We start from the raw sequence: 24,375 nt of genomic DNA on the forward strand, positions 1-24,375 counted from the left end.
CATTTGTTTCACAAAAAACAAGTGTTTTTCTGTGGAAGATATGTTTTTGGCAGGTTCTATCGATTATATTCTATCGTTAAAATCTAAGTATACCCGCAGTTTTTTCTTTTTTCTCAATTTTTCCCACGGCTTTGTTTATGTTTTCAGAGAGATTGGTAAGGCCTATAAGATGTTCGATAACGAGTTGAGCTTCCTCCATTCTGAATTTGAAATCTTCGCCTTTTGCATTACCCAAGGCCTTTAGTTCTCGCTCCCTAATCTCTTTCAATTCCGTAAAACGAAGGTTGAGTTGATTTTCAGTTTCTATGTCTTCTTCCCCTTGTTTGGGAGATTCCGACAACTGTCTAATTGCATTGTCGAGATTTTGGATAATGGCTTCGGCTATGGCGTTGAAAGTCTCAGAAGCCTTGGTAGTTTGGCGCGATTGTATAAATGCGCCTAGCGAAGCTGCAGAAGAGAGCAGGGTGTGGTTGAGTACTACAAGTTCGTACAATTCGCCTAATTGCTTTTGTTGCGACTTGGGTTCTTGTGTCATTCTCTGAAAAGAAGCCATAAGGTTTCCAATCTCGATAAAAGCGTGTTTTCGGGCGAGCCGGTATGATAGTGGTACCTCTCCTTTAAGATTGTAATAGTTAGAAATTTCTCTGATATAATCTCGAGTAGCCTTGATAGAATTTTCAAGAAAACCAGGAAGATTTCTGAATTCCCAACTGGGCCATAAAAAATGATTGGCCGTAAATGCCAGTGTAGTACCGATAAGAGTATCTGTTATGCGATATAGTATGACATCGTGTACATTTGGGGTGAGCATACCGTATACGAAAATGACATAAAGTGTGACAAAGGTGGCGGCAATAGAGTAATTGCGCTGTGAAAAAGAAAACCCGAGTACCATACAGCTCATAGCCAATATGCCGAGTACAGTGACATTGTGGATTACCGAAATTATACCAAATGCAATTACCCCTCCCATGAGAGTGCCTAAGGTACGGTTAAAAGAGCGTTTCTTGGTAAGTCCGTATCCCGGCCGCATAATCACCACTATGGTGAGCAGTATCCAATAGGTGTTCTGAATGGTTAACAGATTGCCTATGATGAAACCTACAAATATGGTAATAGTAAGCCTGAGTGCGTGCCGAAAAATAGTGGAGGAAAAACTAAGGTTTTGAGTGATGGTAATCAGGGAATAGTGCTGAGGGGTAAGCAGTTTTTCCAATTCCGGATCTTTTCGCTTTAATTCTTGTCTAGAGGGGGTTAAATTGGTAAAAGAGCGCTCAACCACTTTGATTTTTTCTACCTGTTTTTCCACGTAGTTGAACATATTGACTAAGGCGAGTACTTCTTCCGTATCTTCCTCGTCGGTTACTTCGATTTCTTGGCGGAAGCGATCTATACTTTTCTTGAACTTCTGCAGATCTTTATACGGAGCGATGTCTGCAGCGGTATACTTTTTGTTTTTTTCCACACTTTGTCCCAGTTGAGACAACAAACTCGACAGGTTGTATACAAGGTTTCGATATGCGTTGAGTACGTAGGGATAGTGGTGAAACGCCTGATAGAGCTTTTCGTAGTCGAAAGAAGTAGCCATAGCCAATTCGAGTATCTCTACCAATTCGATATGAGCGATAAGCAGACGTCTATTCCGGTTTGAAGAACCTCCTCTTGTTCTGTTTCGAATAAGTGTTTCCCGAAGTTTTTCGTGAATTTCGTTGAGTTCTATCTGTAAATCCAACAATTCTCGGGTAATCTTTTTTATATCGGTTTTCTCGTCCCACAAGCGTCCTCTGAGTTTGAGATAACGGGAAGTGAGCATAATGCATTCGGCCATCTGCAGTTCACCGTAGCGAAATGGTCGTATGAAGTAAAACACCATAGATACCCCGAGGTAGAAAAAACCTCCACACAACATGAGTAGAACGTGCTCTAATAAGACTTGTCCCGTATAGTTATGGCCTAGCGCTAACGACATGGCAATTAGACCTGAAAAGGAAACCAATGTAGCTCGATGCCCGTATACGGCTATTAGTGATAAAAAGAAAATCAATCCAAGAAAAAGAGGATAAAAAATCCACCCACTTATCGTGGCGATGCTGATAATTATCGTACTTCCCGCAGCGATAAAATTAGAGATCAACATCCCGTTGATACGGTGGCGAAGATTTCCGGGGATATCACTGATAAATGTAAACAAGGCTCCCAAGGCAACGGTAAAGCCGGTGGAAAACATATCGAGATACGAAAACAGTATCACCGGTGTGGCCGCAGCCAGTGTTACTTTTACAGCCCGGATAAAATCGGTACTTTCCAGGAATTTCTGTAACTGATGGTTCATATTTAGAGATACCGGCTAAATTGCGTATATGTTCCGCAGTTGTTTTCCGGTAGCAAAAGTAAGCATAAGCCGGAGACTATAGAAAAAGATTGTGTATTTATTGCCAAGTATGGCTCCGATGAGCCCATAAATATTAATAGGTTCGCTTTTTTGTGTCAAGAAGTATACAAATTGTCTTGAATAAGTCATAATGTTATAAAATGAGCTATTTATACCATAAAATGAAATAAAGTGTATTTATAGAAATAGGGAGGATGGAGTATATTAGTTTTCGATAACTAATTCTAATTTTTAAACACCATGCTAAAAAAAGGAAGTTTGACAAAGCTGTTTCTGATGTCGGTACTTATGACACTTCAGGTATCGCATGCACAGTGGAGTCCGAAAGGCGACAAGATCAAAACGCCTTGGGCGGAAAAAGTAAACCCAGACAATGTATTGCCAGAATATCCCAGACCCATAATGGAACGCAGTCAGTGGAAAAACTTGAACGGACTGTGGAACTACAGTATATCCGGAAGGGAAAAAGCACAGCCCGATGTTGCACAAGGGGAAATACTAGTACCTTTTGCGGCAGAATCCAGTTTGTCTGGTGTTATGAAAGAGGTAGGTAGTGAAAATGTACTTTGGTACGACAGAGACTTTTCGGTCCCCGAGGAATGGGCCGGTAAAAATATCGTATTGCATTTCGGTGCAGTAGACTGGCAGGCCGATGTGTGGATCAACGATATTAAGGTAACTACACACACAGGAGGATTCGAGCCTTTTTCCATCGATATCACCCCCTTCCTAAACGACAGCGGTAGTCAGAAACTCAAAGTGAGAGTTTGGGATCCTTCCGATGAGGGACCTCAACCGAGGGGAAAACAGGTTAAAGAACCCAAGGGAATCTGGTATACCCCTGTTACCGGAATATGGCAAACGGTATGGCTGGAACCAGTAGACAAAAAGCATATTACAGCATTGAGGGTGGTACCCGATTTAGATAAGAATTCGGTGCATTTTAAAGCCGATATCGCCAATGCCGCTTATGGCGACCTTATTGAAGTTACAGTATTTGACGGATCAAAAGAGCTAAAAACAGTAAAAGCCGCTGCCGGAAGTGCGTTTGATATACAACTCGAATCCCCTAAACTGTGGTCGCCGGAATCTCCTTTTCTCTACAGAACCGTGGTCAAATTGAAAAGTGGCGGAAAAGTAACCGATGAATTCAAAAGCTATTTTGCCATGCGTAAAATATCTACGCGTAGGGATGAGAACGGAGTTCTGAGAATGCAGCTCAACAACAAAGATTACTTCCACTTTGGTCCGCTAGATCAAGGGTGGTGGCCTGACGGACTTTACACGGCTCCTACCGATGAAGCGCTGAAATACGATATTGTACGCACCAAAGAAATGGGATACAACACCATTCGTAAGCACGTAAAGGTAGAGCCGGCGCGATGGTACACCTACTGCGATGAAATCGGTATGTTGGTATGGCAGGATATGCCGAGTGGTGACGAGCAGAAAGAATGGCAGATGCAAAAGTATTTCGACGGAAAAGAACTGCAACGCAGCTCGGAGTCTGAAGCCATTTACCGGAAAGAGTGGAAAGGGATTATGGATTATCTGTACTCTTACCCCAGTATAGTGGTATGGGTTCCGTTTAACGAGGCCTGGGGGCAATTCAAAACTGTAGAACTCACGGAGTGGACCGTAGATTACGACCCCAGCCGCTTGGTCAATTCGGCCAGTGGAGGGAATCATTTTCACACCGGACACATCCTCGACTTACACCATTATCCCGACCCTGATCTTTTTCTTTACGATGCCAAACGCGTTACAGTGCTCGGAGAATATGGAGGTATAGGATTGCCACTTAAAGATCACCTGTGGGAAAACAAAAACAATTGGGGATATATACAGTTTAAAAACTCTAAAGAGGTTACCGATGAATACGAAAAGTATGCAGAAAAACTTAAAAAACTAATCGTACGAGGATTCTCTGCCGCAATTTATACCCAGACTACAGATGTGGAAGGAGAGGTAAATGGACTGATGACCTACGACAGAAAAAAGGATAAAATGGATCTTAAACGCATTCAGAAGATAAACCGTGAGGTTATCGATATGGTAAACCAGAAATAAGTGCCGTTTTTGAATTGAACTCAAAATGGTTTTATCAAACACAGAGCATCCTCGGCAGTATACGTCGGGGATGTTTTTTTGTAGGAATAACCAATACAGCAAAGGTTTGCAGATTGAACCGTAAGAAATAAGGTGTAATACCGAAGATGAACAGCTCTGAATTATTTTTTTTTCTGGAGAATTGAATATCAGTAATTTGTGAATTTTGTATTGTTTAGAAGATGAAAGCGGTTAATTGTTTATATTTGAGAAACGTACGTAATTATCTACCCTCGGAATTGCAGTAAAATAGGAAACGAAATTGCTGAACAGATAAAGAGAGAATACTATGAAAGCAAAAAATAAAAATCTAAAAAGTCTCGATCAATTTATCGATGAAAAAATCGGTAAAAGAGGCACTGAAAAACGCGAAGAATTTGAAACGGAATACGATGCTTTTAAACTTGGAGTCTTAATTCAACAGGCGAGAGAGGAAAAAGGTCTTATTTCCCCTCCCTATCCCTAATACCGTTTTCTGTCTTCCAGTCGTTTCCAGTATTCAAATGCTTCCTGGGCATCTTCGTCTTCATAGTGGATAAAGGGAATCTTTCGCTCACTGTCTTTTAGATTGATCTCTTTGTAAATAAAGTCGTCGTCAAATCCGGCATCTGCAGCGGCAAATCTTGTAGCTGCATACAGCACTCGTTCGGGACGAGCCCAGTAAATGGCACCCAAGCACATAGGGCAGGGCTCACAGGAGGTGTAGAGCGTGCATCCGTCCAATTGGTAAGTTCCGAGTTGTTTGCAGGCATCTCGTATGGCTACTACTTCGGCATGGGCGGTAGGATCGTTGTCTGAGGTGACGCGATTATACCCTTTGCCTACTATTTTTCCGTCTTTGACGATGATACAGCCAAAAGGTCCCCCAGCTCCTTCCTCAACACCTTCAAGTGCCAAGGCAATCACCTGTTTTAAATACGTAACATCCTTTTCGCTAAGCATAAGAGTCAGTTCTTTCTGTTTTCAAGAGTTTTTTCAAATATACTAAAATGACATGAGATTTAATCGAGTAAACAGAGCAGTGTCGCCGTTTTTTAAACAGGATTTTAATCAGGGGATAGTACTGAAAAAATCATGGTCTCTTGGTTCACAACACTATTGTTGTGATATAAGATACCGATTTTCGTTATTCACTGTAAAACTATTTTATTCACGCTTTACTTTAACCCCTGTAAGCGATACGTTTTGTGCAGGGCCATACAATATAACACAATGCTTATAACAACTAATACACTACGAACCCAATTCATATTCTGCCATTCGGTTATGGCCTTTTCCATGGCGTTGATATCCTTAATATTGCCAGTCTGAAACACAAACTCGTTTCTCGGATAGAAATAGGTAAAAGTAAGCACATCGCCAATCAGATAAATAATTAAGGCAATTAGTAAATAGTATCGAATTTGTTTTGACGACTTCCAAAATAATAAAACAGTGAGTAAACAAATCAACTGAACAACAGGTGTTACACCTCGATAGTAGTTTCCCGGATTTACCGATTTGTAATATTCTCTTACTGTTCTAATAGAATCCGGAATGTCTGCACCCCAAGAGGTTGCGTCGACCAAGGAGTTGTAAAGATTGGTGAATAAGATACCGCTTGTAAGTACAATACAAACATAAAGGGAAATTTGCTTTAACTTCATGGCTAAATTGTTTCTGCAAAGTACCTCAATACGCACAGTTCAAAATTGTATTCAGCGGACAATGTTACCTGTAAATATGTCCCGTCATTTGACTCTTTTGTTTGCGGTAATCACTTGGTAAGAGGTGCGTAAAATGTTTAAATGATTTCGTGAAGTGTGCCTGGTCGGCAAACCCACTTTTATATGCGATTTCGGTAAGCGAGAAGTCGGTGTCATGAATGTAGTGCAAAGACCGCAAATATTTTTTGTGCCAGATGAATTCTTCTGTATTCATACCGCTCAAATTCTTAATTTTTCTAGAAAGATTGCGAATGGAATAATTGACTATTTGAGAGAGCGCTGTTGCAGATAGTATCTGATTGTTTATCGTATCATTGAGAAAAGTATCCAATAGCTGTACTCGTCTATCAGTATCTTTATCTTCTTTCAAAGCGAATGTAGAAAAAAGCCTTACCTTTTCGTTAAAAGTTCGCTTTTCGGACATTTGATGCCACATCGTTTCCATGCGTTTGTCAATCAATGTAAGGTCTATACATCTATTTAATAATTCTCCGGTATTGACACCAAATATTTTTTTTATAGCCGATGGAAGTAACTGAACACCAAAAAGATTTTGATATTTAGGTAATTGCAGGTGAAAAGGAATAGTGTTATAACCGTTTATAAAACACTTCGGCATTTGGTATTTATCAATTGCTTCACTTTCAAATAAAGCTTGTTCATCGGAAAAGGAAAATATTATTTCCGTAATTCCCTTAGGTAATATAGTTTCATTTGAAACAACACAGTTTTTCCTTTGAACTTGCCAAAAATAATGTACTATATCCTTTAACGGTGATTTTTGAGGAATGAAAACCTTGTTTTCAAATACTGTACAATCCATCGTTTTGAAATTAATCCTTGGTTACGAAGTTACACAAATCATGTGATTTTTTTCTTCTATTCCCGGCGATAATAGGACAATGCATAAATGGAGATTCTTTGTGAATATCCCGTTACAGATGTCTAAAGCAAAAACCCCTGCGACAAAATTGTCACAGAGGTTTTGCGAGTTGTTTGGATCTATGAGGCTATGCCTTATTTCTGAATCCACTCTCCGTTTTCTTTAGCGTAGAGTACCCCGGTTTGTTCTCCCATGGTAATTTCCAGCTTGTATTCTTTGGCCTCATTTACATAGGCCTTGTTTATAACGGCACCTTTAAAATCTTTTTCAAGTGCTGTGGTAATCGCTTCAGGAACTTGGTCGACCGCAATCTCGGTAAACTCTTCCTGGCTAATAACTAGCGCGGTATTATCATTCTCTACTGTGGTTATTGCCTGTGCAGCAAATCCTCCTAAAATTAAGGCCGAAGCCAACAATACTTTTCTCATGACTACTAAGGTTTAAATGTTTAACTTTTGTTTCAGTTACTTATACTGAAAACTTTGTGCCGCAAATACCACCTAATTATTAAATACCTGTAAATGAAGGTGATGGGTTTTAATAGGTGTAGATGAACTGTGTAATTTTTCCAATAAAGATGATTTTATGTGTAATGATTATACAAATAGATTACAAGTGCCAATGGTAGTTTTGCAAGTTATAAAGGTTTATTCTTGTGATAATTAACTAATAGAGCCACCACATAGCTATAAGTCTTTATCCCATCAGTTTGTTTGTTGGCTTTGAGGTAAATGTTGAATGCATTTTTAAAGATGGGTTCCAATGGGTTTTCATATTTTTTCCAGAAGAGAGAGGTCTCCTTGTAATTTTCGAAAACTCCTTGGTACAAACTGTTTGTGAGATAGGTGTATTTTTCCCGATCTCTGCGATATACTTCATTTAAGCAATAGCGCAGCATATAAGCATAACCCGAATATTGGAAATAAGGATCGGGATTAGCTGTGGCAGCGAGATAACCGATAAAATTGGCTTCGTTCTCTGCCGAATATCCGATTTGGTGTGCTTCTTCGTGACAGGAGACTATCGGATATCGATAATCGACCTGCATACTGTTTACCTGGGCTTCGTTGGTAAACGGATTGAGGTACCCCCCGTATCCCATATAGCTGAGTGGTAGGGAGAAAAGAGAACTTTTAATGCTTGTAGGGCTATAAGAGAGATGCGGATTTTCTTTGGACAGTTGGGCATAACCTTCTGCCGATTTTTGGTAGATCTCCTTGCGAGAATAGGGGAGTTGTACCGCAGATGAATCGCTGGTAGCAAGAGCGCTGTGTAGGGTATTGGTGCGTTTTATGAGTTTTTCGGTAAAGGAAATCAGCTCTTCGGTGGTGTATTCAGCTTCGATCTTAAGGTTGCGGTGTAGGGGTAAGCGGTAGTAATTGAGTCCCCAAGACAGGTAAAAGAGCAGATGTACCAAAGATAGGGTAAGGAGTATTTCTCTAAAAAACATCCATGGACGCTGTCTTACAGATCTTGTATTGAGCCATAGAAACCGAAGTAGTGCTATCGCAGCCAATGCATAGAAAATATCTCCAACGGAAAAGGGTATCCACCCGAAAGCATAGCGATAAGCGGATGCTATAAAGCGATAGACTCCGTTGCTGTAATAGCTCTCGACCACATCCGGGAACCCGGCCAAAATCCGAATCAGTAATGCCTGTGGTACGATAGAGAGTGCCAAGAGGTTTTTAGCTTTTTCCGACATGGGTTAAAATTAGAAAAATATACTAAATTTTCAGAGGTGAAGGAGGTGAAGTTGCTATTTACTCAGTTTAAAAAACTATGACAAGAAAAAAGATTGTGTTAGCTTTGTAAAAGACAATTAAGCACGATATTTATGAATTCAGAAATAAAAGCCCTGGAACCCAAGCAAGTATGGGGCAACTTTGACGCACTCAACGCTGTTCCAAGAGCTTCGAAGAAAGAGGAAAAAGTAATTGCTTTTATGTTGGATTTCGGTAAAGGCTTGGGACTGGAAACTTATAGAGATGAAACCGGAAATGTGATTATCCGCAAACCGGCTACTCCGGGCATGGAAAACAAAAAGATGGTAGTACTGCAATCGCATCTCGATATGGTACACCAGAAGAATGCCGATACCGATTTCGACTTCGATACTCAAGGCATACAGATGTATGTCGATGCCGACTGGGTTAGAGCCCGAGGTACCACCCTTGGGGCAGACAATGGATTGGGAGTGGCAGCCATTATGGGATTACTGCAAAGTACAGATATACCTCACCCTGAATTGGAAGCTCTATTTACCGTAGATGAGGAAACCGGGATGACAGGTGCTCAGGGATTGAAAGCAGGGGAGTTGAAAGGCGAAATACTCTTGAATCTCGACACAGAAGAAGATGACGAAATAGGTATAGGATGTGCCGGAGGTATCGATGTTACCGCACGTAGAACTTATAAGGAAGAAGCGGTGCCTGATGGGGTGAAAGCCTTCCGCATTTCGGTAAAAGGTTTACAAGGAGGGCATAGCGGAATGGATATCCACAAAGGCTTGGCCAATGCCAATAAGATAATGAACCGCTTGTTGTTTGAAGGTTTTGAAAATTACGGACTGCGTATTGCAACTCTCGATGGAGGAGGACTTCGAAATGCCATCCCTAGAGAGAGTACGGCTCTTGTAGTGGTAGATAAAACCCACAGCGATGCTTTTACTCTTGATTTTGAGGCTATGAGAGCGGATATTGAAAAGGAATTCCAGGCTTTGGAACCTTCTATGGAAATCACAGCCAAACCCGCCGAAATGCCGAAAAAGCTGATGGATCTTGGAGTACAGGAAGGTATATTGCGTTCGCTGTACACCGCTCATAACGGAGTGTACCGTATGAGTCCGGAGATAGAGGGACTTACGGAAACTTCCAACAATATCGCTCGAGTGGAAATAGGAAGAGGAGAGCTAAAGGTAGCCTGCCTTACCCGATCGTCGGTGGAAAGTTCTAAAATGGATCTCGCCAATGCGCTCAGAGCGGCTTTTGAGCTCTCAGGATGTGAGGTAGAATTTTCTGGAAGCTATCCCGGTTGGAGTCCGGATATCAATTCGCCCATACTCAAGGTAGTCCGGGAAAAATACGAAACACTATTCGGAGAGAAACCTAAAGTGGAAGCCTGTCACGCCGGACTGGAATGCGGTATCTTGGGGCAGAATTATCCGGAGATGGATATGATAAGCTTCGGACCTACCATTAGAGGAGCTCATTCGCCAGACGAAAGAGCCAGTATTAGATCGGTGGAGAAATTCTGGAAGTTCCTCCAGGCCATCCTCAAAGACATTCCGGAAAAGGGATAATTTTAGAATGCCTCAAACCGTGTAAATCACATCAGCTTAAAAATTAAAACTGAGTATTTTTCATATTCTTTGACTTCTATAAAAACATATCACCATATAAATCCTGCCGATAGCGAGATGGGGTTTTGTGTACAGGATATAGGAGAGATATATGAGAAACAGGATGAAAAGCACAGTACTGCCCACCGTCACGATTACTACGTCGTTTTGCTGTTGCTCAAAGGTAAAGGAGAGCACGTAATAGACTTTAACAGATATCCCCTCTCGGGCAGACAGGTCTATTTTATCAGTCCGGGACAGGTACATCAGATAAAAGACGAAGAAAAACCCGAAGGGTATATGCTGAGTTTTTCATCCCGGTTTATGGAGGAAAATCAGATAGAATCTTGTTTTATAGAAGATATAAACCTCTTTAACGACTACGGGGAATCTCCGCCTTTGCCGCTGAATAAGGATCAGGAAAAACTACTTGAAAGCTATTGTTTGCAAATGAGGGATTGGAGTGATAAACCAGTCAAATTCCAACTGCAAGGGCTGGCCTCTCTACTCAAGTTATTTCTGATAAGCTGTAATAATGTATGTAGCCTGCACGGCGATAATCCACAGAAACTTCAAGGAGGTAGTAGCCTTTTGCGCAATTATAAGCAACTGGTAGAGGAGCATTTTAAAGAGTGGCACCGGGTATCGCAATACGCAAATGCCCTCAATGTAACCCCCGATCACCTGAATCGAACGGTAAAAGGACTGATAGGAAAAACGGCAAAGGAATACTTACTCACTCGCATTGTAATTGGTGCGCGGCGGATGTTGTATTTTTCTGACAGCACCCAAAAGGAAATCGCCTATGCACTTGGGTTTAAGGAGCAGTCGTATTTTAGCAATTTCTTTAAAAAATGCACCGGAAAGTCACCTTCCGACTTCAGGTGACCACTGATGTCGTATTTTTATAAGTCTTTCCCGTATTCTCGCATGTTCTCGCTTCGTTTTTATGATGAATTTTGTACGGAGATAAGTAAAGGAATTAGGAGTTGAAGACTCGACCTTCACTTTTCTTTTGCTTATAATCAAATGGTGTAAAATTTTTAAACTAAATTTATTCGTATGAAAACAATCGTTCACAAAGCTGATAGTAGAGGTCATGCCGACCACGGTTGGCTCAATGCACATCACAGTTTCAGTTTTGCCAATTACTACAACCCTAACCGTATGAATTTTGGAGTACTCCGCGTACTCAACGACGATATCATAAGTGGAGGTATGGGGTTTGGTATGCACCCTCACGACAATATGGAAATTATCACCATACCACTGAGAGGAGAGTTGGAGCACAAGGATAGTATGGACAATATCGGACGCATAAAAAGTGGTGAAATACAGGTGATGAGCGCCGGTACAGGAGTGTTTCACAGTGAGTATAATCCGATTCCGGATCAGGAGACCAATCTTTTACAGATATGGGTGATACCCAATAAGCGAAATGTACAGCCGAGATACGACCAGATATCCATACAGGAATACCACAGGAAAAACGAGCTCTATCAGGTGGTGTCACCCGATGCAGAGGGGCAGGGAACTTGGATACATCAGGACGCCTGGTTCTTCCTCGGCGATTTTGATCAGGGGACAACTACCTCTTATAACCTTAACAAAAAGGGCAATGGCGTTTATCTGTTTGTATTGGAAGGCAGTGTAAATGTTGAAGGAGAAGTGCTAGAAAGCAGAGATGCCATAGGAATTTCTGATTTGGACACCTTTAATCTAAAAGCAGATAGCGATGCTCGTTTTCTGTTGATGGAGGTGCCTATGACTTTCTGAGAAAGAGCTGCCCGGATGTTTGTTCGGGCTAGCTTGTATATTTTTTGTACCTTAAATATTTCTAATCGCAAAGAAACCTCGGTTTCTAAAATGCACAAATACCACAACAATGGGAGAAATAAAACATATTCACAACGATAGCAAGGGAGCTTTTACTTATGAAGAAGACGGAAAGCGGCTGGCTGAGATGACTTACGTTATGGCTGGCAGCGGAAAAATGATTATAGAACACACTGGGGTAGACGAGTCCCTCAAAGGACAAGGCATAGGTAAAAAATTGCTACACACCCTAGTAGATCACGTAAGGGAAAGCGGTATAAAAGTGGTACCTCTTTGTCCTTTTGCCAACGCCATGTTTAAGAAGAATACTGCATTACAAGACGTATTGGCCTGAAATAAGAGCTTCTTTTTTGCAGATAGGGTTTTATAACCCGGAAAGACGTATTATCTAACCGCATTAAAAATAAAACAATGTCTAATACCAGTTTGATTATAGCAGAGAGAAGCAGGGATATCGGCGATTTCCTGGTGGGAAGGTTAATACCCTTTCGCAAAAAACGCATGGTAGGCCCTTTTATCTTCATAGATCATATGGGACCTGAAAAAATAGGACCTGAGCACTATATGGATGTCGACCAGCACCCACATATAGGCTTGTGTACACTTACTTATCTGCTCGAGGGAGAGATTGCACACCGGGATAGCATCGGTACAGAACAAAATATTACCCCGGGATCGGTAAATTTGATGGTAGCAGGAAAAGGGGTGACCCATACCGAACGCACACCGGTATCTCTAAGAGACGGAAAGGAATCCGTTTTACACGGATATCAGATATGGATAGCACTGCCACGAGAACTGGAAGATATGGATCCGGAGTTTTATCATATTGACCGAAAAGATCTCCCTTCGTGGACAGATGGTGATGCTACTTTCACTCTGGTGGCGGGAAAGGGGTTTGGTAAAACATCGCCGGTACCTTCGTATTCCGAACTCTTTATGGTATCGGTAAAAACGGATGCGGATTACGCCTTAGACATAGCCGGAAATCTCGAAGGGGAAATCGGCATTTGTGTGGTAGAGGGTAAGGTCAATGCCTGTGGAGAAGAAGTAGGGAAGGGGAATATGCTGGTCTCTAAACTCGACAACCAATGTGCTCTACAAGTGGCTGCAGGATCTCATCTATTACTCTTTGGAGGGCAGCCATTGGAAGAAGAACGACATATTTACTGGAATTTTGTGTCTTCTGATCAGCAAAAAATAGAAAAGGCTAAAGAAGATTGGAGGTCTCATCTTTTTCCTAAAGTAGGAGGAGATAACACCTATATTCCACTGCCTAAAAGTAAGTGAAAACAGTGAGAGCCATTGCTGTGACCTTACAGTAAGCACCGGATTTTTACAGCTTGTCAAAGAAGAGGTATAATCTAGTGTTTCTTGGTATTTTGCCGTATCTTGTACCTGTTTTTCAATAGAATTAATATGCTGAAATACCTACTTAAATACGGATTTGCGGTGCTGTGGTTTATTGCGCCAGTTTGTTCCTTTTCTCAAGATACTCATTTGCAGAAAGGAGTGATAAACGATTCGATATCCATACCGGGAACCGATTTATTGAGTTATTCTGTTTATCTACCAGGTAGTTATGACACTGCAGAGAAATGGCCGGTGTTTTTTGTCTTTGATCCCGAAGGAGGAAGTGCAAAGGCTATAGCGGCATTAACTGAGGCACCAGGAGCGAAACAAGTTATAGTTGTGGCTCCGGATCAGCTTTCTAAAGAATCTTACGAAGCCAATTTTTACCTGATTAAAAAACTATTCGACTTGGTATTGCAGAATTTTGCAATAGACAAACAGCGAATATATACCGCCGGCTTTGGAGAAGGAGGGAGACTGGCCACAGCAGTGGCAGCACTGTCTACTGATGTAGATGGAGTATTGGCTGTAGGTGGTGCACTACCTGAACAAGGGGCCTATATTCCCGTGAAAAATAATTTTGTATTTGTGGGTATGGGCGGAGATGAATCACTGTATTACCGGCAAATGAAGTCTTCGATAGACGTACTCAAATCGCGGAAATTCGAAGCGCAAATGGTGACTTACGACGGTGATTCTCATTACCCTCCAGTTCCTTATACCGACAGAGCACTAAGGGTGTTGACTTTGCAATCTATGGGCAAAGGATTGGTGCCCACTACACTTAAAGACTCTCTCTTTGCTGCAGATATGTCGTTTAACAGATGGTTGGAAGGACAGGGCAGAGCCCTAGATGCATTTGATGAAGTCGGTAATATGAAAGACCACTACACAGAAGATCGATTTGAGGAGGTGTGGAAGGAAAGGAAGAAAGCACTGCGTAAAAGTCCTCTTTTTCGAAAACAACGAGGGGATAGTTATGGAATAGAAGAAGAAGAGACCTTGTATTTGGAAGACTATATCTCTTTTCTGTCGGCCGATATGCTCAAAGGAGATACCGGTCAGTTGCCGTCTTGGGAGGAAGAGCTCAAAGTACTCGATCAACGAGCGGAAGGCGACAATATGCCCAAAAGTAAAATGGTGAAAAGGATAAGAAAGGTGCTGCAAGCATCGGTAAAGGCCACGATAAGCGATAGAAAACTCAAAGACGATCAGCTGTTGTTTGCCAATGCTTTCTTGGTATTGTTAGATCCGAAGGCAGAAGAGGCCACTCTTGAAGTTATCAGGTATAGTACCAAGAAAAGCGAATACGGTATGGCTTTGTTTTACCTGGAGCAATTGCTAAAAAACGGTTTCACCGATATAGCCCGACTCAATGCTATGGACGACATTGCTCTGCTCCGTATTCTTCCAGAATACAGCGATATTCTGGAAGAGAACGGTCTGAAAACTATTTATTAGAATGCCCTTGTGCGAAAGCGCATTCTATGTCTGGATCTTCGGGTATTGCGCTCGGGTTTTGCCCCTCCGAATTTATCCAATTTAGCACTCAGAGAAAACATGACGTAGCGCTTTAATACCGTGTTTTCCACATCCTGTATATAAGATTCGGAAATATTGCGCATGGTGCCAACGTTCTGGTCGAGCAGGTCGTATACCTTTATTTTGAACGTCATTTTATCCTTGTAAAAATTATAGCCAATACTGCTGTTCCACAACCAGAACGATTTTCGGAATCCATCGGCTATATTGGAGTTGTAGGTGTATCCGAAATCATTTCCGAAAACCACATTTTTGGGCCAGTAAGAAGTGGTCTGTATTCTGAAATTGTGACGGAAACTGGAGGTTTTGTCTATTCTGTAATTGGTGTATGAAGATTGATTGTAATTGAAATTATAAGAGGGCTCAACCGTCAGTAATTCGCCGTATTCCCATGCTAGGGAAGTGGATGGACTTAGAGAGAGGTTTCTCGATTTAAAACTCTCGTTATTGGTAATTCCCTTGTTCAGGCTGAGGTTTGCACGTACCCCCAATCGGTATTGAAATGTACTTATTCCTTTTTTGTACGATTTGTTCCAAAAGAGCCCGGCACTAGAATTAAAGGTGCCGTCTATATTGGTATAGGTTGTTGTACTCTTGTAGTTTTCGTCGTATTCTGTTACCGATACAATGTTATTTTCGTCATAATTAAATCTCAGGAAGGTGAATATACCTCTTCTTTTGGCGAAATCGTAATTGTTGAATCCGAAATTGATGGCGTGTGACCTTGTGGGATCTAGGTCGGGATTACCTATGATGGTTCTCAAGGGATTGGACAGATCTTCTACCGGAAGCAATCGAGAGGCAGAGGGAGGGGTTACATTGTAATTGTAGTTCATACTCCAGGTCTTGCCTTTGTCCACAGTATACCGGAGGTTACCGCGGATACTCGGATAAACATAGTTTTCCTTTAATGCCGTTTTATCTCCCATATAGAGAGCGGCATTGTCGTATTTTGTGAAATTCATCCCCATATTCAATCGCCCTCTCAGGTTGCGTTTTCTCAACTGAAAGTTTATATAGGGGTTGAAATCGTTCTGCTTCGATTCGATATAGCGCGAGAGTTCGTCGTTTAGATCACTAAAGTCTCCGGTGCTTTCTACAAAGTTGAATGCTTCACGTTTTGTAGTATTCTTGTTGGTGTTGTACGATATTCCCGTCGATATTCTCACCGAATCCAACAGCGGGAAGGTATACCTCAAACTCAGTGAGTAGCTATCGGTTTTGTTGTTGTTGAATGTTCGCTGATTCCTGATATCGTCAGGATCACTATTTTGGTAGAATACCGTAGACGACCGATCAAAACCTTCAGATTCGTTTTCGGAGTTGTTGTTGTTGAACCGGAAATTGAGATAGTGTCCTTTTTTTCGGAATCGTCTAATAATAAAGAGTCTCGAACCAAAGTCATTGTTGGTATTACTCCTGTTATTCACCGATTCGCTTTCGTTGAGTAAATCGCCGTTCTCATCTATGGAAACAGAGTTTTGATTTGAGCTCGAAGAGGTTTTGGTCATATTGATATTGGGGATAAAACCTATGGTGGTCAGAGAGTCGAGATCAAACTCGAAATTGGCGTTGAAGGCGTGACTTCGCGACTCGTTTTCGGTATGGCTTTCCGAATTAGTGATAAACTCGCCTTGGGGAGTCAGGTTGATCTGCTCTGTGCGATTGTCGTTTTCGCGATTGGTCTGGCTGTAAAAATAACTGCCGTCGGCTTCTAGTTTATCTTTAAAAAAATTGTCTGCAAAGGTAATTCCGGCCATATTCGAGGTGGTGATTCCCGATCCGGTAGATCCGAAAGAAACCCCACCTATATTTATTCCCCCACCTCTTCCGCCGCCTGACCATACATTTCGTCCGCCTCCCATAGCGTCAAAAATTTCGTCCATCGAAAAACCGATACTGTTTATATTATTGGAGCTTCCTAGAACGCTGATACGCTGATCGTCGTTGAAATAATTGAAGAACAGATTTCCTTCGTATCTGTCGTCGGTACCATAACCTGCCGATGCACGACCGAAGTATCCTTTGTTTTTACCTTCTTTTACAGTGAGGTTTATCGTTTTATTTTCCGAACTGGCCATCTCACCCGAAAGCTCTTCTTCTTTGGTTTTGGTATCTGAAACCTGTACTTTTTCGATGATGTCAGAAGGCAAGTTTTTGGTGGCTATCTTGCCATCTTCTCCAAAAAAGGCCTTTCCATTTACCAATACCTTATCTACTTCTTTACCGTTTACGGTCATTTTACCATCGATATCTATCTCTATACCAGGTAGTTCCTTTAAAAGGGTTTCGACATTGGAGTCGGGACGTACCTTAAAAGAAGAGGCATTAAACTCCAAAGTGTCTTGTTTTATCCTGATGGGTGGAGCTTCGCCTTGTACGACCACTTCGTCTAATTGGTCGGCATTTGGGCGTAGTTTTATTGTACCGAGGTCTACCGCAGCATCTATTTTGTCGAATGGTTTGGAATACATGCGATAACCTATAAAGGAAATCTTTAAAACCGTGGGAAGATCCGTTTTCCTGACTTCGAGATTAAAATTGCCCTCCCGGTTACTGGTGGTATAATCGATAACTGTAGAGTCTTGCGCAGACTGTAGATAAACTGTTGCGGACTCCAACTCCGTATTGTCGGAGGTGTCTGTAATTTTACCCTTAATTTCCACGATGTTCTGAGACTGTGCGGAAGCATAAGATGCTAAAAAGACGAGGGACAGTAAAAGTATTTTCGGATGCATTATTACGGTGATGTGATTTATGTGATTGTAATAGGCTATATTAGTCGTATTTTTAAAGGATTCCTATTTTCTTATCATAATATTAATATAGTTTAACAGCATATTAATGTATCGGTTGGTTCTGTTTAGACTCCGTGTTGTTTATCAGGTTTAAAAGAGGGTGCGATTTTAACATTATTTTTTGACTTAAACCAGAATATTGGTTACATAAACGTGTGGAGAATGGTTTTGTCTATATCAATTAAGATGGTTCAGTGCGCGTGATGTATATCTTTTACTAAAAAATGCGATTCGAATATTTTTCTTAAATTGCAATTAGGAAAATAACTTGTTACAACCAGTCTAATTCTAATAAAATTTGAAATTAGCCCTAAATCAATTGTGTTTATGTGAACTATTACTTTTTGTTTTTTACTCTTTATCGGATTTGCAATCAACGCTCAGGAATCGGGTAAATACGATCTGCTCTGATGATTAATGGAGAACAGCGAACGGGAAACGTAACCGAAATTTCCGATAGTGATATAAAGTTTACTTACGCCAATGAATCGTTAGTTTACACTATTAAAAAAGCGGATATACGAAAGATTACCTTTGGCAGTGGTCGTATAGAATATTTTAATGCAGATGGGGGTGATAACGATCAAACTTCGGATTTTTACAATAAGCTTGCCGTTTTGCCCTTTGCATACATCGCAGATGGAAAGGAAGGCGGAAGGGAGATGTCTCTTAAAATCCAGCAAGAATGTTTTAATATACTCAGTAGCAAAGCGGATAAATTACAACTACAAGACGTGCAAACAACAAATGCTCTTTTGGCTAAGGCAGGCGTTGACAACGGCAATATTCAAGGGTACACCATGGGCGAAATATGCCATATTTTAAATGTAGAATATGTTATCCAGGGGATGATAACTACCAACGAAACGGGTGAATACATCTCTAGCTCTGGGGCTAGTAAGTCTGTGGTAAAAGACAGTGATAAAAAGAATGTTATCGGGAAGATACTGAACACTACAACCAACACTACTGTTTCAACGAAAAATTACGATACAACAGTTAATATGAATATATATGACCACAACGGTCAGCATCTTTTCGGGCAGGAGCACAACTCGTTTTGGCCTGAAGTAGATGCATATCGCGTCACCTTGCATTACCTTCTGAAAAGAACACCTGTATTTGGGAAGTAAGTTCTTAAAGCATAGTGCAAGCTTCAAAAGCCTTACTAAAACTGTTGTTCAATTTCGGCTATTTGAGTTTTGGCGAATTTTATGAGCTCATTGAAAAACCGTGTAAACTCTTCTTCAAACAATGCATAATACTCTTTCAGGTCGCGAATGGCGAACTGCATCTGTGAGCGGTTTTTTGTCCTGCGATTCATCTGTTCCAGAATGTATTCGAGTCCTTCGGTTGAAGCATAGCTGCAAAGCCAGTTTTCCCGTATCATCATTGGCATCATATTTTTAGTGCGTTCTGGAAGAATATCGTAGTGGTCTTGTAGCGAATTGTAAAAATCTCTCACATAATCTTCAAGTGGAATATCGGAATAATTTTTCCATTTGACCGACAGAAAGTGATCGTAAAACATGTCTACAATCACCCCGCTGTAGTGACTGTATCCCGAGTGCAGTCGTTTTGTGCTTTGGCGTACTATGGGATGCTGATCGGTGAAGGTGTCAATCTGGCGATGAAGGAGTATGCCTTTTTGTACTCCCGCAGGAAAATCCCGGTATTTTTTTCCCTTGATACCGTCGGCGATAAAATTGCCAATGCGAATTAGTTCATCATCTCCGGAAAGATATATATGTGCGAGAAAATTCATTTTCCGAATATACGAAAAAAGCTTTTGCTCTTTGTGAAGACTACATATTTTTCACAAAGGAATAGCCGATAGCTAAAAAAAGATAAAAAACGGATTATAGCAGTGTGCCGACACCTGCACATATAATTGTATATTTGTTTCGTTTCAATACAACCTTGAGGTAGTTAGAACAATAAAAAACAGAACTTAAAAATGACATTAATCAAATCCATATCCGGGATACGAGGCACTATAGGTGGAGTTCCCGGCGACAATCTCACCCCTATAGATGCGGTAAAATTTGCCGCTGCCTATGGAATGTGGCTAAAAGAAGAGAACCCAGGAAAAGAAAAACTCAGAATGGTAATAGGCAGAGATGCTCGCATATCGGGTGAAATGATACAGGAGCTGGTAATTCACACGCTTATCGGCTTGGGGATAGATGTGGTAAAACTCGATTTGTCTACCACTCCCACGGTAGAAGTAGCGGTACCTCTCGAAGGTGCCGATGGAGGAATTATACTGACTGCAAGTCACAATCCCAAACAGTGGAATGCATTAAAGTTGTTGAATCACAAGGGAGAATTTATAGATGCAGTTCAGGGGAACAAAATACTCGAATTGGCAGAAGGGGACGAATTTGTATTTGCCGATATAGACCAACTCGGAAAGTTGAGCCTTAACGAAGCTTATATAGACACCCATATCGATGAGGTATTGAAATTGCCCTTAGTCGATGCCCGAGCCATAAAGGAGGCTCGTTTTAGGGTAGTGGTAGACGGAGTAAATTCTACCGGAGGAATTGCTATTCCTCGTCTGCTGGAAAGACTGGGGGTAGAAGCGATAAAACTTTACTGTGAACCCAACGGGCATTTTCCTCATAATCCGGAACCTCTTAAAGAACACCTTACCGATATTTCGGACTTGGTGGTTGAGGAGAAAGCCGATCTCGGTATCGTGGTAGATCCCGACGTTGATCGCTTAGCATTTATAAGCGAAGACGGCGAAATGTTTGGAGAAGAATACACTCTGGTAGCCTGTGCCGATTACGTACTGAGTAAGACTCCCGGAAATACAGTTTCCAACATGTCGTCTACCAGAGCATTAAAAGATATTACCCAAAAACACGGAGGAAGTTATCAAGCCAGCGCAGTAGGAGAGGTCAATGTGGTGAGTTTGATGAAAGAGACCAATGCCGTTATAGGAGGAGAAGGCAATGGTGGGATTATTTATCCCGAACTCCACTACGGGCGAGACGCCCTGGTTGGTGTGGCACTTTTCCTTTCGCTATTGGCAGAGAAAAAAATAAAAGTAAGCGAATTGAGGGCTGGCTACCCTTCGTACTTTATGAGCAAAAAGAAAATAGCACTTACGCCTCAAATCGATGTAGATGCTGTATTGAAAACTATGGAAGAGCGGTATAAAGATGAAGAAATCTCTACCGTAGATGGAGTAAAGATCGATTTTCCTGAAAATTGGGTACATCTTCGAAAATCGAACACCGAACCTATAATCCGTGTCTATACCGAAGCTAAAAGTCAGCAAGAAGCCGATGGGCTCGCAGATAGGATTATGGAGGAGATAAAGGGGGTAATAGGTTAATAGGTTATTGGTTAATAAGTTATTGGGTTATTTAGTAAAATGTATTAGTTAAAGCAGCTATTATGGTAACAACAGCAGAAGGATCTAAGATATTCAGAACAGAGTTGGAAGCGTATTTCAAACCCTTTCGCGACAATATTGTTGGTATAGATCAGGAGTTCGAATCGCCTTACGGAACAAAGCGCATAGTGTATACCGATTGGACTGCAAGCGGACGCTTGTATCGTCCTATAGAAGAAAAACTACTGCGAGATTTCGGACCTTATGTAGCCAATACGCATACCGAGACCACAGTATCTGGAACAGCGATGACCCTGGCCTATCACGAGGCTAGAAATATTATCAAAGAACACCTCAACGGAAGAGAAGACGATATATTGATTACCTCCGGTAGTGGAATGACAGGAGTAATCAACAAGTTTCAACGTATTTTGGGACTCAAGGTTCCAGAAAACCTCAGAAAGCATACTGAAGTTCCCGACGATATGCGTCCGGTAGTCTTTGTTACTCATATGGAACACCATTCCAATCAGACCTCCTGGCTGGAAACTATAGCCATTGTAGAAGTTATTCCCTCAGACGATGAGGGCTTGTTTTGTATGGAAAACTTTTTGGAGCTGTTGGATAAACACCGCGATCGACCTTTAAAAATAGCTTCGGTTACCGCTTGCAGTAATGTTACGGGTATACAAACTCCCTACCACGATATTGCCAAAGTGATGCACCGACACGGCGGAGTGTGTTTTGTAGATTTTGCATGTTCTGCACCTTATGTAGATATCAATATGCATCCTGAAGACGAAGAGGCTGCACTCGATGCTGTTTTCTTATCGCCTCATAAGTTTCTCGGAGGCCCCGGAACTTCTGGTGTTTTGCTGTTCAACAAAAAACTTTACAAAAATATGATTCCCGATTCTCCCGGCGGGGGTACGGTGAGTTGGACCAACCCCTGGGGCGAACACAAGTACATCGACAATATAGAAGAAAGGGAAGACGGTGGAACCCCGGGCTTTTTGCAGGCCATAAAAACAGCACTGTCTATCAAGCTCAAGGAGCAGATGGGAGTAAAAAATATACTGGATCGAGAGCACGAAATTATGGAACAGGTGTTCAATTTTCTTTCCGATATTCCCAATGTAAAGATACTGGCACCACAACACAAGAACAGACTAGGGGTACTGTCGTTCTTTATAGACGATTTGCATTACAATCTCGGAGTCAAAATCCTCAACGATCGCTTCGGAATACAAACTAGGGGAGGCTGTAGTTGTGCGGGTACTTATGGGCATTACTTGCTGCACGTAGACCAGGAGACTTCTCACAAATTGGTGGAGGAAATCAGTCTTGGCGACCTTATCCGGAAGCCGGGTTGGATCAGAATGTCTATCCATCCGACGCTGAGTTGCGATGAGATAAGATACGTATGCGAGAGTATTCAGGCCTTGGCAGAACACCATCGGGAATGGGCGGAAGATTACGCCTACGACAAATCCAGAAACGAATTTATTCACAAGTCTCATAACACTACAGGCACGGGAGATTTGGTGAAGTCTTGGTTTGAGTTTGACAGTAAATAAGCTGTTGGATATACGGCAAATTGGAGCCACTCAGGCTATTCGATAAATTTTGCTTTGAGCTCTGGTGTGGGAATCATACACTGTTCTTTTTTGCCGTACCATTTGTATCTGTTTTTGGCCACAAAGTTGTATAAACGATCCCGTAGTCCGGAGGGGAGTAGGTATTGGAATACGCGTATGGAAGGCCACAATCCACCCAAATTGGATGCGATTTCTATCGCAGCTTGCGAACGAGTGTAATAAGCCTGGCCTGGCTCTACCAGTACGATAGAATCTGTATCACGAGGATCTATCCCCCGATCGGAGAGCATTTTTTGTCCGATCTCACTTTGTAGGGAAGCAAAACGGAAAACATCCTTTCTATCCCTTTTTATAACAAAGCGGACGGCATTGTTGCACAGATTACACAGCCCGTCGAACAGTATGATCTTTTTGGTATTTTCTTTGTCCATAGTAGTCGCTCCTTATCACTGTACAAAGATAGGGGAAATACAGCTATAGGTTTTAGTAACCTACAGAATAAACTAGGTGATAAATTCGGGATTCAATCCGGTGTTCGGGGCTAGGGAATGGTAATTCTTCGCTATCTTTAGTTCGATTTTTTGACAATATCTATTAACTCTAAAAAAAATGCATTCATGAAAAAACAGATTATTTCTCTTTTTGGATTTGCAATGGCTTGTTTTACTGTAGGGGCACAAGTACAAACCCCGGCTGCCAGTCCTTCGGCAACTATAGAACAACAAGTGGGCCTCACCGATATCAGCGTGTCGTACTCCCGTCCGGCTATGAGAGGGAGAACTATTTTTGGCAATCTCGTTCCTTACGGAAAAGTATGGCGTACCGGGGCGAACGTAAACACGAAAATTAGTTTTAGCGACGATGTGACTATAGGAGGAAAGTCTCTCAAAAAAGGAACCTATTCCCTGTACACCATTCCGGGAAAAACCTCTTGGGATGTTATTTTCTACTCCGATAGTGACAATTGGGGCAACCCGCAGGAATGGGACGAAAGTAAGATTGCTTTAAAAACTACGGTAAGTCCGGTTACACTTCCTTTCGATATTACCTCTTTCACTATTCTATTAAGCGATATTACCAACGACTCGGCAGAACTCGGTATCATGTGGGAGAAAACCTATGTAGGTGTAACTGTAGAAGTGCCTACCGAAGAGAAGACTATGGCCAGTATAGAGAGTGTGTTAGAAGGCCCTTCTTCCCGCGACTATATGTCGGCAGCGGTGTATTATATGGAAGCCGGAAAAGACATGAACAAGGCAAAAGAGTGGATAGACAAGGCAGTATCTATGCAAGAAGATGCCCCTTATTGGATGTTGCGACAAAAATCACTTATCTACGCAAAAGTAGGAGATAAGAAGGGAGCAATAGAAGCGGCAAAAGCCTCTTTGGAAGCAGCAAAAAAAGCCGGTAATCCCGACTATATAAAACTCAATACGGATAGTTTGAAAGAGTGGGGAGCACTATAAGTTTAC

General features: G+C 41.6%; 21 protein-coding genes. 12 read left to right on the top strand and 9 right to left on the bottom strand.

The window, feature by feature from the left end; translation table 11 throughout:
• Positions 1-76 precede the first annotated feature (76 nt).
• Positions 77-2,332 carry an FUSC family protein gene (locus ACYZZR_RS07420; RefSeq protein WP_461533363.1) on the bottom strand — a complete coding sequence of 752 codons (2,256 nt, stop codon included), beginning with the start codon at positions 2,330-2,332 and terminating at the stop codon, positions 77-79.
• A 318-nt stretch (positions 2,333-2,650) separates the two neighbouring features.
• Here ACYZZR_RS07420 and ACYZZR_RS07425 point away from each other — a divergent pair, with 318 nt between their 5' ends.
• Both ACYZZR_RS07425 and ACYZZR_RS07430 read left to right on the top strand, forming a co-directional pair.
• Complete coding sequence (locus ACYZZR_RS07425; protein ID WP_461533364.1) at positions 2,651-4,462, top strand: glycoside hydrolase family 2 protein; 1,812 nt, start codon at positions 2,651-2,653, stop codon at positions 4,460-4,462.
• A 328-nt stretch (positions 4,463-4,790) separates the two neighbouring features.
• Positions 4,791-4,967, top strand: coding sequence for a hypothetical protein (locus tag ACYZZR_RS07430; protein ID WP_461533365.1), 177 nt, complete (start codon positions 4,791-4,793; stop codon positions 4,965-4,967).
• Here the strand turns inward: ACYZZR_RS07430 and ACYZZR_RS07435 are convergent.
• The 5 genes from ACYZZR_RS07435 to ACYZZR_RS07455 all read right to left on the bottom strand — a co-directional run bounded on the left by ACYZZR_RS07435 (position 4,964) and on the right by ACYZZR_RS07455 (position 8,795).
• A complete protein-coding gene (locus tag ACYZZR_RS07435; protein ID WP_461533366.1) occupies positions 4,964-5,443 on the bottom strand; it encodes a nucleoside deaminase in 480 nt (159 codons plus the stop codon). The genes ACYZZR_RS07430 and ACYZZR_RS07435 overlap by 4 nt on opposite strands.
• Before the next feature lie 215 nt (positions 5,444-5,658).
• On the bottom strand, positions 5,659-6,147 hold the full coding sequence (locus ACYZZR_RS07440) for an anthrone oxygenase family protein (protein ID WP_461533367.1): 489 nt from the start codon (positions 6,145-6,147) through the stop codon (positions 5,659-5,661).
• A gap of 64 nt (positions 6,148-6,211) precedes the next feature.
• The gene (locus ACYZZR_RS07445) at positions 6,212-7,030 is read right to left on the bottom strand and encodes a helix-turn-helix domain-containing protein (RefSeq protein ID WP_461533368.1); all 819 of its coding nucleotides are present in this window, start codon (positions 7,028-7,030) and stop codon (positions 6,212-6,214) included.
• A gap of 194 nt (positions 7,031-7,224) precedes the next feature.
• Positions 7,225-7,518 carry a hypothetical protein gene (locus tag ACYZZR_RS07450; RefSeq protein ID WP_461533369.1) on the bottom strand — a complete coding sequence of 98 codons (294 nt, stop codon included), beginning with the start codon at positions 7,516-7,518 and terminating at the stop codon, positions 7,225-7,227.
• Between the two features lie 209 nt (positions 7,519-7,727).
• Complete coding sequence (locus tag ACYZZR_RS07455; protein WP_461533370.1) at positions 7,728-8,795, bottom strand: DUF3810 domain-containing protein; 1,068 nt, start codon at positions 8,793-8,795, stop codon at positions 7,728-7,730.
• Positions 8,796-8,927: 132 nt separating this feature from the next.
• Here ACYZZR_RS07455 and ACYZZR_RS07460 point away from each other — a divergent pair, with 132 nt between their 5' ends.
• The 6 genes from ACYZZR_RS07460 (at position 8,928) to ACYZZR_RS07485 (ending at position 15,080) form a co-directional block, all read left to right on the top strand.
• Positions 8,928-10,391: an aminoacyl-histidine dipeptidase gene (locus tag ACYZZR_RS07460; RefSeq protein ID WP_461533371.1), complete on the top strand. Its 1,464-nt coding sequence runs from the start codon at positions 8,928-8,930 to the stop codon at positions 10,389-10,391.
• A 117-nt stretch (positions 10,392-10,508) separates the two neighbouring features.
• The gene (locus ACYZZR_RS07465; RefSeq protein ID WP_461533372.1) at positions 10,509-11,318 is read left to right on the top strand and encodes an AraC family transcriptional regulator; all 810 of its coding nucleotides are present in this window, start codon (positions 10,509-10,511) and stop codon (positions 11,316-11,318) included.
• Positions 11,319-11,492: 174 nt separating this feature from the next.
• A complete protein-coding gene (locus tag ACYZZR_RS07470) occupies positions 11,493-12,206 on the top strand; it encodes a pirin family protein (RefSeq protein WP_461533373.1) in 714 nt (237 codons plus the stop codon).
• A gap of 109 nt (positions 12,207-12,315) precedes the next feature.
• A complete protein-coding gene (locus tag ACYZZR_RS07475) occupies positions 12,316-12,600 on the top strand; it encodes a GNAT family N-acetyltransferase (RefSeq protein ID WP_461533374.1) in 285 nt (94 codons plus the stop codon).
• A gap of 77 nt (positions 12,601-12,677) precedes the next feature.
• Complete coding sequence (locus ACYZZR_RS07480) at positions 12,678-13,556, top strand: pirin family protein (protein ID WP_461533375.1); 879 nt, start codon at positions 12,678-12,680, stop codon at positions 13,554-13,556.
• Positions 13,557-13,685: 129 nt separating this feature from the next.
• The gene (locus ACYZZR_RS07485) at positions 13,686-15,080 is read left to right on the top strand and encodes a hypothetical protein (RefSeq protein WP_461533376.1); all 1,395 of its coding nucleotides are present in this window, start codon (positions 13,686-13,688) and stop codon (positions 15,078-15,080) included.
• Here the strand turns inward: ACYZZR_RS07485 and ACYZZR_RS07490 are convergent.
• On the bottom strand, positions 15,077-17,899 hold the full coding sequence (locus tag ACYZZR_RS07490) for an outer membrane beta-barrel protein (RefSeq protein WP_461533377.1): 2,823 nt from the start codon (positions 17,897-17,899) through the stop codon (positions 15,077-15,079). The two genes, ACYZZR_RS07485 and ACYZZR_RS07490, sit on opposite strands and share 4 nt — an antisense overlap.
• 470 nt (positions 17,900-18,369) lie before the next feature.
• Between ACYZZR_RS07490 and ACYZZR_RS07495 the strand changes: the two genes are divergently transcribed.
• Entirely contained in the window at positions 18,370-19,092 is a 723-nt protein-coding gene (locus tag ACYZZR_RS07495; protein ID WP_461533378.1) for a hypothetical protein, read from the top strand.
• A gap of 35 nt (positions 19,093-19,127) precedes the next feature.
• Here the strand turns inward: ACYZZR_RS07495 and ACYZZR_RS07500 are convergent, their stop codons facing one another.
• Positions 19,128-19,724, bottom strand: a complete 597-nt coding sequence (locus tag ACYZZR_RS07500; RefSeq protein ID WP_461533379.1) for an acyl carrier protein phosphodiesterase — start codon at positions 19,722-19,724, stop codon at positions 19,128-19,130.
• A 192-nt stretch (positions 19,725-19,916) separates the two neighbouring features.
• Here ACYZZR_RS07500 and glmM point away from each other — a divergent pair, with 192 nt between their 5' ends.
• Both glmM and ACYZZR_RS07510 read left to right on the top strand, forming a co-directional pair.
• A complete protein-coding gene (gene glmM / locus ACYZZR_RS07505; protein WP_461533380.1) occupies positions 19,917-21,305 on the top strand; it encodes a phosphoglucosamine mutase in 1,389 nt (462 codons plus the stop codon).
• Between the two features lie 62 nt (positions 21,306-21,367).
• Positions 21,368-22,882 carry an aminotransferase class V-fold PLP-dependent enzyme gene (locus ACYZZR_RS07510; protein WP_461533381.1) on the top strand — a complete coding sequence of 505 codons (1,515 nt, stop codon included), beginning with the start codon at positions 21,368-21,370 and terminating at the stop codon, positions 22,880-22,882.
• A gap of 35 nt (positions 22,883-22,917) precedes the next feature.
• Here the strand turns inward: ACYZZR_RS07510 and ACYZZR_RS07515 are convergent, their stop codons facing one another.
• Positions 22,918-23,334: a thiol-disulfide oxidoreductase DCC family protein gene (locus ACYZZR_RS07515; protein WP_461533382.1), complete on the bottom strand. Its 417-nt coding sequence runs from the start codon at positions 23,332-23,334 to the stop codon at positions 22,918-22,920.
• 186 nt (positions 23,335-23,520) lie between these two features.
• Between ACYZZR_RS07515 and ACYZZR_RS07520 the strand changes: the two genes are divergently transcribed.
• Positions 23,521-24,369, top strand: a complete 849-nt coding sequence (locus tag ACYZZR_RS07520; protein WP_461533383.1) for a DUF2911 domain-containing protein — start codon at positions 23,521-23,523, stop codon at positions 24,367-24,369.
• Positions 24,370-24,375 lie beyond the last annotated feature (6 nt).

The organism is Sinomicrobium sp., assembly GCA_029266035.1.
GTDB lineage: Bacteria > Bacteroidota > Bacteroidia > Flavobacteriales > Flavobacteriaceae > Sinomicrobium.

Bases quoted from the DNA above. Each gene is read 5' to 3' on its own strand.
- ACYZZR_RS07475 (WP_461533374.1), top strand. From the start codon at position 12,316: ATGGGAGAAATAAAACATATTCACAACGATAGCAAGGGAGCTTTTACT.
- ACYZZR_RS07430 (WP_461533365.1), top strand. From the start codon at position 4,791: ATGAAAGCAAAAAATAAAAATCTAAAAAGTCTCGATCAATTTATCGAT.
- ACYZZR_RS07495 (WP_461533378.1), top strand. From the start codon at position 18,370: ATGATTAATGGAGAACAGCGAACGGGAAACGTAACCGAAATTTCCGAT.
- ACYZZR_RS07480 (WP_461533375.1), top strand. From the start codon at position 12,678: ATGTCTAATACCAGTTTGATTATAGCAGAGAGAAGCAGGGATATCGGC.
- ACYZZR_RS07420 (WP_461533363.1), bottom strand. From the start codon at position 2,332: ATGAACCATCAGTTACAGAAATTCCTGGAAAGTACCGATTTTATCCGG.
- ACYZZR_RS07515 (WP_461533382.1), bottom strand. From the start codon at position 23,334: ATGGACAAAGAAAATACCAAAAAGATCATACTGTTCGACGGGCTGTGT.
- ACYZZR_RS07470 (WP_461533373.1), top strand. From the start codon at position 11,493: ATGAAAACAATCGTTCACAAAGCTGATAGTAGAGGTCATGCCGACCAC.
- ACYZZR_RS07435 (WP_461533366.1), bottom strand. From the start codon at position 5,443: ATGCTTAGCGAAAAGGATGTTACGTATTTAAAACAGGTGATTGCCTTG.
- ACYZZR_RS07455 (WP_461533370.1), bottom strand. From the start codon at position 8,795: ATGTCGGAAAAAGCTAAAAACCTCTTGGCACTCTCTATCGTACCACAG.
- ACYZZR_RS07490 (WP_461533377.1), bottom strand. From the start codon at position 17,899: ATGCATCCGAAAATACTTTTACTGTCCCTCGTCTTTTTAGCATCTTAT.
- ACYZZR_RS07485 (WP_461533376.1), top strand. From the start codon at position 13,686: ATGCTGAAATACCTACTTAAATACGGATTTGCGGTGCTGTGGTTTATT.
- ACYZZR_RS07520 (WP_461533383.1), top strand. From the start codon at position 23,521: ATGAAAAAACAGATTATTTCTCTTTTTGGATTTGCAATGGCTTGTTTT.
- ACYZZR_RS07440 (WP_461533367.1), bottom strand. From the start codon at position 6,147: ATGAAGTTAAAGCAAATTTCCCTTTATGTTTGTATTGTACTTACAAGC.
- glmM (WP_461533380.1), top strand. From the start codon at position 19,917: ATGACATTAATCAAATCCATATCCGGGATACGAGGCACTATAGGTGGA.
- ACYZZR_RS07460 (WP_461533371.1), top strand. From the start codon at position 8,928: ATGAATTCAGAAATAAAAGCCCTGGAACCCAAGCAAGTATGGGGCAAC.
- ACYZZR_RS07465 (WP_461533372.1), top strand. From the start codon at position 10,509: ATGGGGTTTTGTGTACAGGATATAGGAGAGATATATGAGAAACAGGAT.
- ACYZZR_RS07510 (WP_461533381.1), top strand. From the start codon at position 21,368: ATGGTAACAACAGCAGAAGGATCTAAGATATTCAGAACAGAGTTGGAA.
- ACYZZR_RS07500 (WP_461533379.1), bottom strand. From the start codon at position 19,724: ATGAATTTTCTCGCACATATATATCTTTCCGGAGATGATGAACTAATT.
- ACYZZR_RS07450 (WP_461533369.1), bottom strand. From the start codon at position 7,518: ATGAGAAAAGTATTGTTGGCTTCGGCCTTAATTTTAGGAGGATTTGCT.
- ACYZZR_RS07445 (WP_461533368.1), bottom strand. From the start codon at position 7,030: ATGGATTGTACAGTATTTGAAAACAAGGTTTTCATTCCTCAAAAATCA.